The following is a 14,805-nucleotide window of genomic DNA, read 5'->3' on the forward strand; positions in this document are numbered from 1 at the left end:
GGTTAGTCAAATAATGATTTAAGTTCTTTTTCAGTCTTACCTAATTTTTGTTGTAGTTTTCCCCACACTTCATCTTCTTTCCCTTCGTCACATAACAAATCGTCTTCGGTAAGTTCTGCAAATTTTTGTTTTAGCTTTCCTTTCAATTCGTTCCAGTTTCCTTTAATTTGTTCTGAGTTTGACATAGTGTTGGTTTTTTTAGTTGTAATTTTTTACCGTGAAGTTGAATAAGAACGTAACATTAAATATTCTGTACTTTGTAAAGTTAATCTATGGTTGCTATTTGATAGGATTTTTAAAATTAAACTGATACAGTAGATTAAGAGTTATAATAAAATGGTAATCAAGTTGTTGCAGTCCTTATATAGGTTTTGTCTATAGTCACTTTTATGTTTTAAAAAAGCGTTTTCTTATTCCTATTAGTATAAATATGAAAAAGGAATATCCAATTAGAAAAGCGGTTATATATTCGATATATCCCATAGCTAACATTAAGGAGATTAACAGTAACTGAAACCCTAATCCATATAGCGAAACAAAAGTCATAAACCAGTTTGGAAATGTTTTTACCTTGTAGGCACTTTTGTCCATGGTATGAATAATTTTGTCAAATCCTCCGTAAACTATTGTATATATTTTGAATAAAATATCAACTGATTTTTGACTTTCGCCGGCTAATGCTCTAGGTGATTCGTCTTCGAAAATCTTACTCGTTTTATCTCCTCCAACCGATTTATTACGCAAAATTACGTAGTAATAATTGTATAAAGTTCCTTGCAATTGAATACAAAAAAAGGCGCCTAATGCAACAAGAATTGATGTTTGCGAAGCGTAGCATATGGCCGCTAAAAACAAGAAGTTTAAGATGATGTCAAAAACACTATCGAGGTATCTACCAGTGTAGGAGGGTGTGTTTTTTATTCTGGCAAGTTCTCCATCAGCACCGTCAATAATTGATTTTAAAATGATGAAAAAACCAGCTAAGTAATACTGGTTTTGTAATATGCAGTAAATAGCTATTCCTCCCGAAACTCCAAAAAGAAGTGTGACATGAATGGGTGTGAATCGAGTGTTTTTTAATTTTTGCGCAAATAATGTGGCTAGTGGTCTTCCATAATCGGATAGGTCAAGAAATTTATCTTGAGCAGCAAGTTTTGACATTTTGAGTTAATAAACAAGGAAATGTGACAATATAGTCAATTGTAAAAGTACTTTAAAAAAGCATTTTTTTATTATTAGATTCTAAAATTGTGTAAAATTGAACACCAAAAAGGAGCGTGGCTAACACTACATGAATGGTTTGAGTTCCGAACGGGAATGCAAAATAATACATTAATATTCCGGAGATGATTTCAATAAACAGGATGATTATAACCCAATTTATTTTATTGAATCCCAGAGTTAGTTTTCTATTGAGGTAAAATAAATACAAGTTAGTTAATAGGACGATTATTGAAAAAGAGCGATGGATATAAAATGCAATAGTAGGATTTTGAAGCCACATAATTTCAGGAGCACCAGTTTCAGAGACGATATCCACATGCTCACGAACCGTGGTTCCTAGAACGATTTGAATGATGGTCAGACCTAATGCGCCAGCTAATATCCAATTAAACTTTTGATTGAAAACAAGTGTTTTGTTATGTTTTTTCACGGTATAAATCACAATCAATTGAAGCGCTACAATTAATAATGCAGCCAGCATGTGAGTGGTTATTTTGAAAGGATTTAAAACAGAGTCAACAACCGTTTTTCCTAACCAAGCTTGAAAACCCATTAAAACACAAATCAAGAAAGTAAGTAAAATGAGTTTTTTGTTTTCTTTTCGATATCCAAATGATAATATAAATGTGATTACACAAGCGATTCCAGCCAATGCTCCTAATAAGCGATTGATGTATTCAACCCAAGTATGGATTGGATTAAAAATAGCGTAATCATGTTTCGTGTATTTTTCCCAGTTAGTCGAATCGAAAGATGTCTTCGAGGTAAAATCATTTTTAGCTACTAATAATGCTTCTTCTTTAATAATTACTTGCCCTTTATCATATTCTTTTCCAGCAGCGAATAGTAACTCTTGCTGCTCTGTTGGGGGGATATAATATCCAAAACATTTTGGCCAATCTGGACATCCCATTCCAGATCCAGTTAGTCGAACAAATGCACCAGCAAAAATGACAAGATACACTAGAATTAAAGCTATTTGTGCTGAGGTTAAAAAGTATTTTTTCACTTTAAATATTTTTTTGCAAAATTATCTATTTTAGGTTTAGAAATAAAATACACAAAAGTTAAACTTTAACTAATCCTATCTTCTTGGCCCTTTTTAGCATGAAGTCATAAGCGGCTTGATATTCATTAGCGATTTCGCCTTCTAATATGGCTTCTTTTATGGCTTCTTTAAGCATGCCTATTTCTTTTGAAGGCTTAAGATTGAAAATTTCCATAATTTCTTCTCCTGTTATCGGTGGTTGAAAATTACGGACTTGATCGCGCTCTTCTACTTCCACTATTTTTTTTCGGACAATTTCAAAATTGGCATGGTATTTTTTGAATTTACTTGAATTTTTAGTAGTAATATCAGCTTCGCACAAGGTCATTAAGTTCTCTACTTCTTCTCCAGCATCAAAAACCAAACGACGAACAGCAGAATCTGTAACTGTTTCTTGCGATAAAACAATCGGGCGTGAGCTCATCATTACCATTTTTTGAACAAATTTCATTTTTTGGTTCAATGGCATGTGTAAACGTTCAAATATTTTTTTGACCATTTTTCCGCCTAGAAATTCATGTCCATGAAAAGTCCACCCTTGTTTTTTGTTGAAGCGTTTGGTTGGGGCTTTTCCTATATCGTGCAATAAAGCAGCCCAGCGCAACCAAACGTCGTCTGTGTTTGGGCATATATTGTCTACGACCTCCAGTGTGTGGTAAAAATTATTTTTGTGGGTTTGTCCCTCGATTTCTTCCACTTGATTTAAGGCTGTCAATTCGGGTAGAAGGATGTCCAGAAGTCCAGTTTTATATAGTAGTAAGAAACCAACAGATGGTTTGTCGGTCGAAAGGATTTTGTTTAGCTCCTCAACGATACGTTCTCCAGAAATAATTTTGATGCGTTCAGCATTTTTAGCAATAGATTGGAATGACTTTGTCTCTATCTCAAAATCCAATTGATTAGCAAAACGAATGGCTCTTAACATTCGTAAAGGATCATCAGAGTAAGTGATGTCTGGTTCAAGAGGAGTCCTGAGAATCTTATTTTTTAAATCGTCAAGTCCTCCAAAAGGATCTGAAAGCTCTCCAAAATTGTTAGCGTTCAATGATAATGCCAGAGCGTTTATGGTGAAATCACGACGGTTTTGATCGTCTTCTAGTGTTCCGTCTTCTACAACGGGGTTCCTACTATCAAAGTGGTAGGATTCTTTTCTTGCTCCAACAAATTCAATATCTGTATCTTCAAAACGCAACATGGCGGTACCATACGTTTTGAAAACCTGTACTTTTGGTTGTTTTGGAAGTAATTGGGAAACTTTTAAAGCCAATTTAATTCCGCTGCCAACAGCAACAATGTCTATGTCTTTTTTAAAATCTCTATTTAAGATTAAGTCTCTTACGAAACCACCAATCACGTAACTGTCAACGTTTAGTTCTTGGGAAGCTTGTGTGATGACTTCAAAAATTTTATTGTTTAAAAACTCTTTATAGGAAGTTTTAATATTCATTATTATGTGTTTAAAGTTTAAAGTTTAAAGTTGCGAAACTTTAAGTACTAAAAACCGTGACTGAAAACTAATTGCTATTTACGAATTACTTTCACCTGGGCATCATTCGTCAATTTTATGATAGTAGATGGTTTTCCGGCAATTTTATCGCGTTGCAAATTTACAACATAGTCAACACCTTTGATAATCTCGGGGCTGATTTCTTTGAAACTTTTTGGAGTTGGCTGGCCTGAAATATTTGCCGAAGTGGATACCAATGGTTTCTTCATCTTTTCCATTAATTTGAAACAGAAAGGTTCTTTCACGAGTCTGATTCCTAGTGTATTGTCTGTAGCGATTAGGTTTGGCGCTACATTTCGTGGATGGTCCAGAATTATGGTTGTTGGGTTTTCGGACAAATCCATGATTTGCCAGGCCACCTCAGGAATATCCTTAAAGACGTTGTACATCATTCTTTCTCCATTCATCAAAACAATCATGCTTTGGGTTTCGGCTCTTTGTTTGAGTTTGTATATTTTGGCTACAGCTTCAGGATTTGTCGCGTCACATCCGATACCCCAAACGGTATCTGTGGGATATAGTATAATGCCACCTTCTTTTATGACTTCGTATGCTTTGTGAACTTCTTCGTTAAGATTTTCCATCGATGTTTTTTTTACCTTGTTCTACTATTTTTTCAGCCATAATTGTAGTGGTATACTGGCTTAGCAATTTTAGTATACTAATTATAAAAAATAGGTTCTAAAATGATTGTTTCAGTAGTCCTTAATTGTAAATATACCTAAGTTGTTATTATTATTATTATTATTATTTGACGAAATTACAATAATAATTTGAAGTGTAAAATGGTATGTGTATTTTTGTTATTTGATAGGCGATTTTTGGGTTTTAAAATGATTTTAAACTTTTGTTAGATTTCATTAAATAATATTGGGGTTTACTTTACATTCCGTTAATTAGTGCTTTAAGATCCCCATTTTCATCTACTAAAGCATAAAATAAAGCACTTAAAATAATAAAAATGACCATAAAACTGATGTTTTCTAAAACGGTTCAAAATTCTAGAGAAATCCTTCACTTTATTAAAGAATTCAATTCTGATTTGGGAACTGTTTTTGGAAATGGAGATAGAAATGTAATCAAGCTGTTTGATTTAGATGGGCAGATAATTAATATCAAATCCTTCAAGGTGCCGAATATAATTAATAAAATTGCCTATAAGTATTTTAGGAAATCTAAAGCTAAACGGTCTTATGAGTACGCTACTGTTTTGTTAGAAAAAGGAGTTGGGACGCCACGGCCAATTGCTTATTTTGAGAATTTTAATGCCGTAGGTTTAAGCGATAGTTATTATGTAAGTGAACACTTAAAATGCGATTTGATGTTTAGAGATCTTATTGAAACTAAGAACTATCCAGATTTAGAAAATATTTTAAGACAGTTTGCAAGATTTACTTTTAATCTCCACGAAAAAGGTATAGAGTTTTTAGACCATTCGCCTGGGAATACATTAATAAAAAAAGAAGCAAATGATCAGTATAGCTTTTATCTTGTTGATTTAAATAGAATGAATTTCCACGATACAATGGACTTCGAGTTGAGGATGAAAAATTTTAGTCGATTAACCTCGGACAAAGATATGATTACTATAATTAGTAATGAATATGCAAAAAAATCAGAAAAATCAGAAAAAATAATTTGTGATAAAATATTATATTATACTACACAGTTTCAAGAAGATTTTGCAAAAAAAAGAAGACTAAAAAGAAAGTTGAAATTGTGGTAAAATCTATTTTATGTAGAGGCTAAATAATTTCCTTAAAAACAGTTTTTACCCATGATTCTAATGTGTATTTGTTGTAAATTTCTTTAGGGACAGGTATGTATTCTGTTTCTAAAAAATGATTTGGAATAATTGGATTTTCATTATTAATAATTAATATATTTTGAGGGTTGTAAAAATCATAATTAGTTATATTAGGATTATTTGTTATGATTTTTTTACTTAATCCCATTGCCTCAAAAATTCTAAATGTTAGTCCTTTGTGCTTGTCTATAACTCCTAAATCTAGCATGCATAGCGATTCCTGAATATAGTTATGTACAATTTCTAAAGATATTGGTTGTGTGATTATATCTATTAATCCTTTGTTTTTCTTTCCTCCTTTTTTTTTAACAATAATCTTAAAAGATATTTTTCGTTGTTTTAAATTAGTTCCTATTTTTAATAATAAGATATAACGTTTTTTGTCATAACTAGTAATGTTAAATACATTATATGTTTTGTTGTATTTCAATAATGGTTTTGTGTTTTGTTCATAAATAAAATTTGTAATAAATTTTAATTTATATTTTATGCAATCATTGGGTTCGAAACTGAATATTTCATCAAAAAGGGGGATAGTTTTAATTTTTTGCGGAAAACGCTCAATACCATCAAAAAAATAAGATTTGAATATCGTAGATTTTATTTTTAGCTCTTTTAAATAAGTATTTGTGAATAAATCTGGACGAATAACTAAAGTACAGTCATATAATTGATCTCCGATTATGGTATTGATATATTTTTTGCGATAATCGAATTTTACATCTCTTGAAATTTTTTTTAAGAAAAAATTTTTAATTTTAATTTTTAAGTTTGGATACTTGAAAGTAGGTATGTGTATATCGGTGATCTCAAGGTTTTGGTTTTTTCTAAGCTCTTCAGCAACTTTTGCTATGTAGCCCATGTACTCAGGTGCAATAATTAATACCTTTTTCATTGTTCTTTGAGCTTTATTTGCAATAATACATAATTTACCAGTTTGTTAAACAGTATTAATTAATTAATTACATTTTAAGTTATAATGTGCGGATTTTTAATTGCGTTAGTTTTATTTATATGTTATACTTTTGTGGTCAATAAATACAGTATAAAATGAAAATCAGTGGTCTCGTTGTAACTTTTAATGAAGGAAAAAATATTGGTAAGTGTATTGATGCTTTGCTAAAAGTGTGTGATGAAGTAATAGTTGTAGACTCGCTGAGTAATGATAAGACGGTAGAAATCGCAAGAAATAGAGGCGCAATTGTTGTCTCTCAAACGTATTTGGGAGACGGTCCGCAGCGTTTTTTTGGGTTAGATTATTGTAGAAATGATTGGATTTTGAATCTTGATGCTGATGAGTTTTTGGATTTCGACGCAGTTGATTTTATTAAGAAAGGAACTTTTTTTACAGATTCTTTTGATGCTTATAGTTTTAGAGTAAAAAATTTTTTACAAGGCAAGTTAATAAATTTTGCAGGTTGGTATCCGGATTCAAAAATAAGATTTTTTAATAAAGAAACAGCTAAGCCTTCAAGAGATGTTGTTCATCAAAGGATTATTTGTATGAATTTAAAAAAATTGAATTCACATATTTTACATTATGGTAGTAATTCCTTTTTACAAATTATTTCCAAGAAAAATCAATATGCAGAGTGGAATGCAAAACAACTATTTGATAACGGAAAACGAGTTAAATTTTATAAGCCTATTTTAAATGGGATTGTTTCTTTTGTAAGGTGTTATTTTTTTAAAAGCGGGATTATAAATGGAATTGATGGTTTAACTTTTTCATTAATTCAAGGATTTTTTTCTTACATGAAATATGCAAATTTAATACAAATCCAGAAAGAATATTTTAATAAGAAGTTATCTTAGTATATTAGAGTAAGTTAAAAACCAATTTTTAGCAATAACATCATCATTAAATTTTTGAACGAATGTAAAGCCCTTTTCAATCATGTCAGTTCTCAAACTTTCGTTTTCGAGCAATAATTTTATTTTCTCTTTCAATTCATTACTGTCGTTAGGATCAATATATAAACTATTAGGTCCTCCGGCTTCTGGAAATACGCCAAATTTTGTAGTAATAACTGGGACTTTAGAGTATAATGCTTCTATAATAGGTATTCCAAAACCTTCAAAAATGGAAGGGTATATAAAGAGGGTAGCTAACTGATAAGTTATAGCTAATTCTTTACTTGTCAAACCTTTTAGAAATAACACTTTATTTTTTAAATTATGATCTTCTATGTAATCTCTTATTTTTTTTGAATAACTAGTTTCTTTACCAATAAGTACAAGTGTAGTATCGATGTCTTTTATTGACTTTACTATTGTCAAAGCATTTTTGCGTTCTTCAATTGTACCTACGTTCAATATGAATTTTGCTGGAAGATTGTAACGTTTTATTACTTCTTTCTTTTCAAGGTTAGTATAACTATCCTTAAAAACAGAATGGCATCCTTGATAGATTACCTCTACTTTACTAGGTTCAACTTTTAAGTATGTAATAATATCATCCTTGGTTTGTTGACTAATAGCAATTATTTTGTCAGCTGCTTGTGCTGCTTTCTTAAATTTAAAATAGTAAACTTTGCGATCAAAAAAAGAGTACAGTTTAGGATAGCGCATAAAGATCAAGTCATGTATTGTAACAATACTCTTAATATGTTTTTTTTTCAATCCAACGGGAAGCTCCCCAGATAAGCCATGAAATAGAGTGATGTTGTCTCTTTTTAGATCATCCACAATTCCTTTTTGACGCCAATAATTCTTGAATTTTTTGGTGAACTTCGTACTAGGTAGTTTTTCAAAAACGTTGCTGTTATTTGCTTCAAAAAGGATTTGATCGGATGTTTTTGGATTATATAAAAAATAAGAATTATTTGAATAATGATGGCTTAGAATACGTATTATATCACGACTATAATTGCCAAGTCCTGTCTTATTGTGGAAAATTCGTTTCGCTTCGTATCCTATATTCATTTAATTGTATTAATTATTTTACGAATTCTAATATTAAACCGCCACATCATATTCTCTAAGCGCATTGTTTAAAGATGTTTTTAAATCTGTTGATGGTTTACGTTTACCAATGATTAAAGCGCAGGGTACTTGAAAATCTCCTGCTGGAAATTTTTTAGTGTAACTTCCAGGAATCACTACGGAACGTGCAGGAACAAATCCTTTCATTTCAACAGGAGTTTCACCGGTAACGTCAATAATTTTTGTAGATGCAGTCAAACAAACATTCGCACCAAGAACCGCTTCTTTCCCAACATGAACGCCTTCAACAACAATACAACGGGAACCAATAAAAGCACCGTCTTCAATAATTACGGGAGCAGCTTGTAAAGGTTCAAGAACACCACCAATACCTACGCCACCACTTAAATGGACGTTTTTACCAATCTGGGCACAACTTCCCACGGTTGCCCATGTGTCGACCATAGTTCCTTCATCTACATAAGCGCCTATGTTTACATAACTTGGCATCATAATTACACCACTTGAAATATAAGCACCATAACGGGCAATTGCACCAGGCACTACGCGAATTCCTTTTTCGGCATAATCTCTTTTCAATAACATTTTATCATGGTATTCGAAAATACCAGCTTCTAATGTCTCCATTTTTTGGATAGGAAAATACATAACAACTGCTTTCTTAACCCACTCGTTTACCTGCCATGCGTCTCCTTTTGGTTCAGCAACTCGTAATTTACCTGCATCTAACAATTCTATGACCTCTCTGATGGCTTTTGTCGTCGTTTCTTCTTGTAACAAAGCTCTGTTTTCCCAGGCTTGTTCTATAATTGTTTGTAATGGATTCATCTGTGATAATTTTTAAACAAAGATATGTTTTTAAAGCAAAAACAAAAACTCAATTTAATTTGAAAATGTTACAAAAATCTCGAAGTGTTGCTGGATATTGGGGGCTTGTTTTTCAATAGATCATAAATATTAGTTTTACGTTATTGTGATCGTATCAAATTTGGTGTAGTCTAGGGTATCCAGCCATAGTGTTAGTTAAGCCCCATTATATTTTAAAAAAGAGTACGAAGCTTTTGAATTTGATTCTTCATGAAATAGAAGGGCCTTGAGAAAAAGAGATAAGAGCATAAGATTTCCTTTGTTGCTGAGAAACGGAAAATTAAAATAGTTATCTTTGAAAAAAATTAAAAATGCCTAGAGTACTTGCCATAGATTACGGCCAAAAACGCACCGGTCTTGCCGTTACAGATGAAATGCAAATTATTGCCTCTGGATTAACAACCATTCCGAGTGCAACTGCCATCGCCTTTTTAAAAGATTATTTCTTTAAGGAGAAGGTAGAAGTCGTGCTTATTGGTGAGCCTAAACAAATGAATGGGCAGCCCTCAGAAAGTGCTTCCATGATAAAAGGGTTTGTGACCCATTTTAGCAATCATTTTCCAGATATGAAAGTGATTCGGGTCGATGAGCGTTTCACTTCAAAAATGGCAGTTCAATCTATGCTTGATAGCAGATTGAAAAAAAAACAACGACAAAATAAGGCGTTAATCGATGAGATTTCGGCTACGATTATGCTTCAGGATTATTTGAATCGAAAAATGTTTTAAACAGTGATTTTTAAGATGGTAAACTAAGCTAAAACGTTTTCGTAATTTATAACTTTTCTCTCTTAATTTATGGTTTTTTTTGCAATTTTAAAAAGTACCTTTGTGCTTTAATATTTTTGCTATGCCCGATACAACAATTCGTTCAAATACTGAAGTAGTACTTATAGGTGCTGGAATCATGAGTGCTACTCTTGGATTAATTCTGAAAGAACTTCAACCCGATATAAAAATTGAGATTTTCGAAAGATTAGATAGGGCAGCTGCCGAGAGTTCTGATGCATGGAATAATGCAGGAACAGGTCATTCTGCTTTTTGTGAGCTCAATTATACTCCTGAAAGTGAGGATGGAACTATTGATCCAAAGAAAGCGATTAGTATCGCTGAATCTTTTGAAGTTTCGAGACAGTTCTGGTCTTATTTAGTAGAACAAAAAAAGATTTCTTCTCCGGAAGAATTTATCAAAAGTATTCCGCATCTCAGCTTTGTTTGGGGTGATAAAAATGTAGAATACCTAAAGAAAAGATTTGAAGCCTTACAAAAAAACCAACTTTTTAAGGATATGGTTTTTAGTACTGATTTGGCTCAATTGAAAGAGTGGATGCCGCTAGTGATGGAAGGCAGAGATGAATCAATAAAAGTAGCTGCAACTTCTATGGCTATCGGTACTGATGTGAATTTTGGAGAATTAACTAGAAGTATGTTCAATCACTTGAGTGAGCTTGAAGGTGTCTCTCTACATTTCAATCATGAGGTTCAAACCCTAAAACAAAGAAAAGATAAGACGTGGCGGATTAAAATTACTGATTTGGCTACAGGCCAAAAAAGAAAAGTCTACACTAAGTTTGTATTTATAGGTGCTGGTGGTGGTTCACTGCCGTTATTAGAAAAAGCAGATGTTCCAGAAGGAAAAGGTTTTGGCGGTTTTCCCGTAAGCGGTCAATGGCTCAAATGTATTAATCCGGACGTTATTGCACAGCACCAATCAAAAGTATACGGTAAAGCTAGTGTGGGAGCACCGCCTATGTCGGTTCCACACATAGATTCAAGAATGATCAATGGAGAAAAGCAGCTGTTATTTGGCCCATTTGCTGGTTTTTCAACTCGATTTTTAAAAAACGGATCTTACTCAGACTTGCCTTTATCAATAAAAATAGACAATATTTTTCCGATGTTGTCAGCAGGAATAAAAAATATACCGTTGACTAAATATTTGATACAGCAAGTACGTCAATCACCGAAAGATAGAATTGATGCACTTAGGGAATATGTACCGAGTGCTACGTCTAAGGATTGGGTAATTGAAAGAGCGGGTCAACGTGTGCAGGTTATTAAAAAAGATAAAAAAGAAGGTGGGATACTTGAATTTGGCACTGAGGTAATCACCACCGCTGACGGATCATTATCCGTTTTACTTGGAGCTTCACCAGGTGCCTCTACGGCAGTATCGATTATGATAGACGTAGTGGGAAGATGTTTTAAGGAGGAGTTAGCTTCACCTGAATGGCAGGAAAAAATTAAAAAAATGATTCCATCACATGGTCAGGACTTAAATGATAATCCGGCGCTCTCAGACGAAATTAGAAAAAATACCGCTACAGTATTAAAATTGAATAATTAAATTTTTATAAAATGAACTCTAATGATTTATTAGAGTTCATTTTTTGTTTTAATTAATATCTGGGTAGTTTTAACTATATTCTCAGAGAGGCTAGTTAGCCATATTAGCTGTTCAATTACTAATTGCGTTTCCTGTTTTTTTAACTCGATTTCTTCCTGATCTATAATGTTTTCATCTTGTAATTCACGGGTACGAATTTTATTTAATTCAATAAACCTATTGCTTAAATCCTCGTTTATTAGATTTGTTTGGGGCACTACATCACCTTCTTTTAAGATAGTTATCGCATTATCTAGTTTTATAATAACTTTATCAAATACTGCATTAAATGCTTCTGAAGCTTCAGACGTTTTATGTGACTGAATATAGGTTCCTAAAGAAGCGGCAGATGATAATAGAGTGTGATTTAGTACTGTCAGTTTATACACTTGTGCTAATTTGTTCTGTTTTGATTTAGGTTCTTGTAGCATTCTTTGAAAGGAAGCCATCAGATTACCAATTTCAATAAAGGCATGCTTTCTCGCTAAGCGGTAGGGTGCAGAAACAGTTCCTTTTTTGTTGTAAAATAGTGAGATTTGTTCTAGGTAATTCCTATTTGCTTCAATTGATTTTTCTAAGTAAACCGGGATTTTTACAAATTCCCACGAAGGCCATAAAAAGTAATTAGCTAGAAAGGATAAAAGGGCACCAACTAAAGTATCCACTATACGATATTGAATTAGATTATCGATGTCTGGAGCTAGAATTCCATAAATAAAAATAACATAAATGGTGATGAATGTGGCGCCAACTTTATAATTAGTTGGAGTGAATGAAAATCCAAAAAGTAGTGCGATGATTGCTAATCCACCAATGATTGTTGAGTCATGAACTAAAAAAAGGACTCCAAAAGCAATAAAGGCACCTAGAATTGTTCCGAAAATTCGGTGAAAGGTGCGTTGTTTTGTTAAGCCATACCCTTGTCTCATGATAACAACAATGGTTAACACGATCCAATATGCATTTTGAAAGGGAAGGGCTTTTCCAATAATAAAACCTATCAGAATAGTAATTGTGAGCCGAAGGGAATGTCTGAAAACAGTGGAGGAGAAACTTAAATTCTCAATCATTGTTCGTATCGGGTAGTACTGAGGAGTTATGAATTTTTCTAAGTCTGTATCTTTTCCTTTTAAGTCTTGTAATTTGACAACGGCTGTAAAAGCACGTTCTAGTGTTTTATTGATCTCTACTTGTTTCTCGGCATAATACAGCATATTTGTAAGCATTAAAACACCTTCTGAAGCGTTGACTTTACCTAAATCATTTTCATAGTTGGTGATGGCAAGTTCTAGATCATGCAGATCACTAACGAGGTTGTGTTTTGCGATATATTTTTCCCCGTTTTCAATACTTTCAGATAATGTTTTAAGGCTTTTTGCTAAGTTGTAGGCTAGTTTTTGGTATGTTTCTAAGACTCGGGGATGATTGTCGAATTTTTGATGTAATTTATTGTGATCAAATGAAGTAGCTATAGCCAACTCCATAATTTCTACTAATGAAATAAATACGAGCAGAAGTTTTCGATTTTGATTAGACGAGCCGGAAGTAGTTCTATTCCGGATAAGAATTTCTCTTATATTCTCATGAATAGTGTTTAATTGTACTTGTAAATTTAATTGTTTTTCAGTGATTGTTTTTCGGTCTGAATGTACTTCCCATAAATCGCCTCTTAATTTTAAATATTTGGAAGTTAATTTGATACATTCGGCAATTTGTAATTCAGCATACCGGTTCGGTCTGATATAAAAGAAAATTAAAGAAACAATGAGGTAGAATAAACCGCCTAAAAGTATTAATCCTGAATATTGAATCCTGTCCCAGCCTGTTTGCAAATGAGCAAAAGCCAATGAGATTGCTAATAAAGCTGAAAATGAAACCATAGTTGCCCTTTGTCCGTAAACTGAAATCATCGACAGGAAAAACAATAATATAGTTAAAAAAGGATAAAATACCCAAGGGTAGGGATAGACAAGGTTTATTAATAAATTGACTCCAGAAACGATAAGAACCGTGACAAGAATTCCGTTAATTTTATGTTTCAGATTACTTGGGATATCACTGGGATACGTAAAAAAAGCCCCAAGGGCTATAGTAAAGCCAATTTTGAAATGGCCTAAGTAAGAAAACAATAAAACAGGTAGAACTGCTGCAATAGTTATTTTTAAAGCATTTGTAAAATAAGTGCCGTCTGTAAATTTCTTGACTTTAGGAATCATATAAGTGGTATTGCATACAAATATAAGGATTGTACGATTTATCCACAGCGGAAAAGGCTTTGATTTGCGTTTAAAATAGAAATAAATGCTAAATATCCATTAGGATTTATTCATTGTCTAAATTTTTACTATTTTTGCCAACCGTAATAAAGGAATGAAAGTCCTGAATTAATGGCTGATAATATTTAATATAACAATAATGATTTTACCAATTGTAGGATATGGCCATCCTGTTTTAAGAAAAGTAGGAGAGAATATTTCACAGGAACTTCCTGACTTGAAAGAAACGATTGCTAATATGTATGACACGATGTATAATGCATGTGGAGTAGGTCTTGCCGCACCGCAGGTAGGGAAAGCGTTTCGTTTGTTTATAATAGATACCACACCGTTTAGTGAAGATGAAGATTTAGAGTCAGCAGAACAAATAGAATTGAAAGGTTTTAAAAGAACTTTTATCAATGCCAAAATGTTGAAAGAAGAGGGCGAAGAATGGTGCTTTAATGAAGGATGTTTGAGTATTCCGGATGTCCGTGAGGATGTTTACAGAAACGAAAGGATAACTATTGAGTATTGTGAAGAGGATTTTGTTGTAAAAACAGAAGTTTTTGAGGGTTTAATAGCGAGAGTTATTCAACATGAATACGATCATATTGAAGGAATCTTGTTTACCGATAAAATATCATCACTTAAAAAACGTTTGATTCAAAAGAAATTGAAAAACATTACTGAAGGGAAGACATTCCAAGACTATAGAATGCGATTTATTGCCAAAAAAGGAAGGTGATAAAATTCTAGGTGCTCT

General features: G+C 32.6%; 14 protein-coding genes. 5 read left to right on the forward strand and 9 right to left on the reverse strand.

Annotated features, from left to right (window positions below):
* Positions 1-2: 2 nt before the first annotated feature.
* The 5 genes from CXF59_RS00495 to CXF59_RS00515 form a co-directional block, all read right to left on the reverse strand.
* The gene (locus CXF59_RS00495; protein WP_101135771.1) at positions 3-185 is read right to left on the reverse strand and encodes a CsbD family protein; all 183 of its coding nucleotides are present in this window, start codon (positions 183-185) and stop codon (positions 3-5) included.
* A 202-nt stretch (positions 186-387) separates the two neighbouring features.
* On the reverse strand, positions 388-1,161 hold the full coding sequence (locus CXF59_RS00500) for a CDP-alcohol phosphatidyltransferase family protein (RefSeq protein ID WP_101135772.1): 774 nt from the start codon (positions 1,159-1,161) through the stop codon (positions 388-390).
* 52 nt (positions 1,162-1,213) lie between these two features.
* Positions 1,214-2,233, reverse strand: coding sequence for a heme A synthase (locus CXF59_RS00505; RefSeq protein WP_101135773.1), 1,020 nt, complete (start codon positions 2,231-2,233; stop codon positions 1,214-1,216).
* Positions 2,234-2,291: 58 nt separating this feature from the next.
* Complete coding sequence (locus tag CXF59_RS00510) at positions 2,292-3,719, reverse strand: CCA tRNA nucleotidyltransferase (RefSeq protein ID WP_101135774.1); 1,428 nt, start codon at positions 3,717-3,719, stop codon at positions 2,292-2,294.
* Between the two features lie 74 nt (positions 3,720-3,793).
* Positions 3,794-4,363, reverse strand: a complete 570-nt coding sequence (locus CXF59_RS00515) for an L-threonylcarbamoyladenylate synthase (RefSeq protein WP_101135775.1) — start codon at positions 4,361-4,363, stop codon at positions 3,794-3,796.
* Positions 4,364-4,740: 377 nt separating this feature from the next.
* Here CXF59_RS00515 and CXF59_RS00520 point away from each other — a divergent pair, with 377 nt between their 5' ends.
* Positions 4,741-5,505, forward strand: a complete 765-nt coding sequence (locus CXF59_RS00520; protein ID WP_232758546.1) for a lipopolysaccharide kinase InaA family protein — start codon at positions 4,741-4,743, stop codon at positions 5,503-5,505.
* A gap of 19 nt (positions 5,506-5,524) precedes the next feature.
* Here the strand turns inward: CXF59_RS00520 and CXF59_RS00525 are convergent, their stop codons facing one another.
* Positions 5,525-6,481 (reverse strand): hypothetical protein, encoded by a 957-nt coding sequence (locus tag CXF59_RS00525; RefSeq protein WP_101135776.1) that lies wholly within the window; start codon positions 6,479-6,481, stop codon positions 5,525-5,527.
* Positions 6,482-6,636: 155 nt separating this feature from the next.
* Between CXF59_RS00525 and CXF59_RS00530 the strand changes: the two genes are divergently transcribed.
* Positions 6,637-7,401, forward strand: coding sequence for a glycosyltransferase family 2 protein (locus CXF59_RS00530; protein WP_101135777.1), 765 nt, complete (start codon positions 6,637-6,639; stop codon positions 7,399-7,401).
* On the opposite strand, the gene CXF59_RS00535 is transcribed toward CXF59_RS00530, so the two are convergent.
* Positions 7,393-8,511 carry a glycosyltransferase family 1 protein gene (locus tag CXF59_RS00535; RefSeq protein WP_101135778.1) on the reverse strand — a complete coding sequence of 373 codons (1,119 nt, stop codon included), beginning with the start codon at positions 8,509-8,511 and terminating at the stop codon, positions 7,393-7,395. The genes CXF59_RS00530 and CXF59_RS00535 overlap by 9 nt on opposite strands.
* 33 nt (positions 8,512-8,544) lie before the next feature.
* Positions 8,545-9,360, reverse strand: a complete 816-nt coding sequence (locus CXF59_RS00540; RefSeq protein ID WP_101135779.1) for a 2,3,4,5-tetrahydropyridine-2,6-dicarboxylate N-succinyltransferase — start codon at positions 9,358-9,360, stop codon at positions 8,545-8,547.
* 350 nt (positions 9,361-9,710) lie between these two features.
* Here CXF59_RS00540 and ruvX point away from each other — a divergent pair, with 350 nt between their 5' ends.
* Both ruvX and CXF59_RS00550 read left to right on the forward strand, forming a co-directional pair.
* Complete coding sequence (ruvX, locus tag CXF59_RS00545; RefSeq protein WP_101135780.1) at positions 9,711-10,127, forward strand: Holliday junction resolvase RuvX; 417 nt, start codon at positions 9,711-9,713, stop codon at positions 10,125-10,127.
* Between the two features lie 121 nt (positions 10,128-10,248).
* Complete coding sequence (locus tag CXF59_RS00550) at positions 10,249-11,745, forward strand: malate:quinone oxidoreductase (RefSeq protein ID WP_101135781.1); 1,497 nt, start codon at positions 10,249-10,251, stop codon at positions 11,743-11,745.
* Positions 11,746-11,774: 29 nt separating this feature from the next.
* On the opposite strand, the gene CXF59_RS00555 is transcribed toward CXF59_RS00550, so the two are convergent.
* Positions 11,775-14,000 (reverse strand): FUSC family membrane protein, encoded by a 2,226-nt coding sequence (locus CXF59_RS00555; protein ID WP_101135782.1) that lies wholly within the window; start codon positions 13,998-14,000, stop codon positions 11,775-11,777.
* Between the two features lie 199 nt (positions 14,001-14,199).
* Here CXF59_RS00555 and def point away from each other — a divergent pair, with 199 nt between their 5' ends.
* Positions 14,200-14,787 (forward strand): peptide deformylase, encoded by a 588-nt coding sequence (def, locus tag CXF59_RS00560; RefSeq protein ID WP_101135783.1) that lies wholly within the window; start codon positions 14,200-14,202, stop codon positions 14,785-14,787.
* Positions 14,788-14,805 lie beyond the last annotated feature (18 nt).

It is taken from the genome of Flavobacterium sp. ALD4, assembly GCF_002836475.1.
Taxonomy (GTDB): domain Bacteria; phylum Bacteroidota; class Bacteroidia; order Flavobacteriales; family Flavobacteriaceae; genus Flavobacterium.

Excerpts from the sequence above, each read along its gene's own strand:
- CXF59_RS00520 (WP_232758546.1), top strand. The coding sequence starts at position 4,741 with ATGACCATAAAACTGATGTTTTCTAAAACGGTTCAAAATTCTAGAGAA.
- CXF59_RS00515 (WP_101135775.1), bottom strand. The coding sequence starts at position 4,363 with ATGGAAAATCTTAACGAAGAAGTTCACAAAGCATACGAAGTCATAAAA.
- CXF59_RS00500 (WP_101135772.1), bottom strand. The coding sequence starts at position 1,161 with ATGTCAAAACTTGCTGCTCAAGATAAATTTCTTGACCTATCCGATTAT.
- CXF59_RS00525 (WP_101135776.1), bottom strand. The coding sequence starts at position 6,481 with ATGAAAAAGGTATTAATTATTGCACCTGAGTACATGGGCTACATAGCA.
- CXF59_RS00555 (WP_101135782.1), bottom strand. The coding sequence starts at position 14,000 with ATGATTCCTAAAGTCAAGAAATTTACAGACGGCACTTATTTTACAAAT.
- def (WP_101135783.1), top strand. The coding sequence starts at position 14,200 with ATGATTTTACCAATTGTAGGATATGGCCATCCTGTTTTAAGAAAAGTA.
- CXF59_RS00530 (WP_101135777.1), top strand. The coding sequence starts at position 6,637 with ATGAAAATCAGTGGTCTCGTTGTAACTTTTAATGAAGGAAAAAATATT.
- CXF59_RS00550 (WP_101135781.1), top strand. The coding sequence starts at position 10,249 with ATGCCCGATACAACAATTCGTTCAAATACTGAAGTAGTACTTATAGGT.
- CXF59_RS00540 (WP_101135779.1), bottom strand. The coding sequence starts at position 9,360 with ATGAATCCATTACAAACAATTATAGAACAAGCCTGGGAAAACAGAGCT.
- CXF59_RS00510 (WP_101135774.1), bottom strand. The coding sequence starts at position 3,719 with ATGAATATTAAAACTTCCTATAAAGAGTTTTTAAACAATAAAATTTTT.
- CXF59_RS00535 (WP_101135778.1), bottom strand. The coding sequence starts at position 8,511 with ATGAATATAGGATACGAAGCGAAACGAATTTTCCACAATAAGACAGGA.
- CXF59_RS00495 (WP_101135771.1), bottom strand. The coding sequence starts at position 185 with ATGTCAAACTCAGAACAAATTAAAGGAAACTGGAACGAATTGAAAGGA.
- ruvX (WP_101135780.1), top strand. The coding sequence starts at position 9,711 with ATGCCTAGAGTACTTGCCATAGATTACGGCCAAAAACGCACCGGTCTT.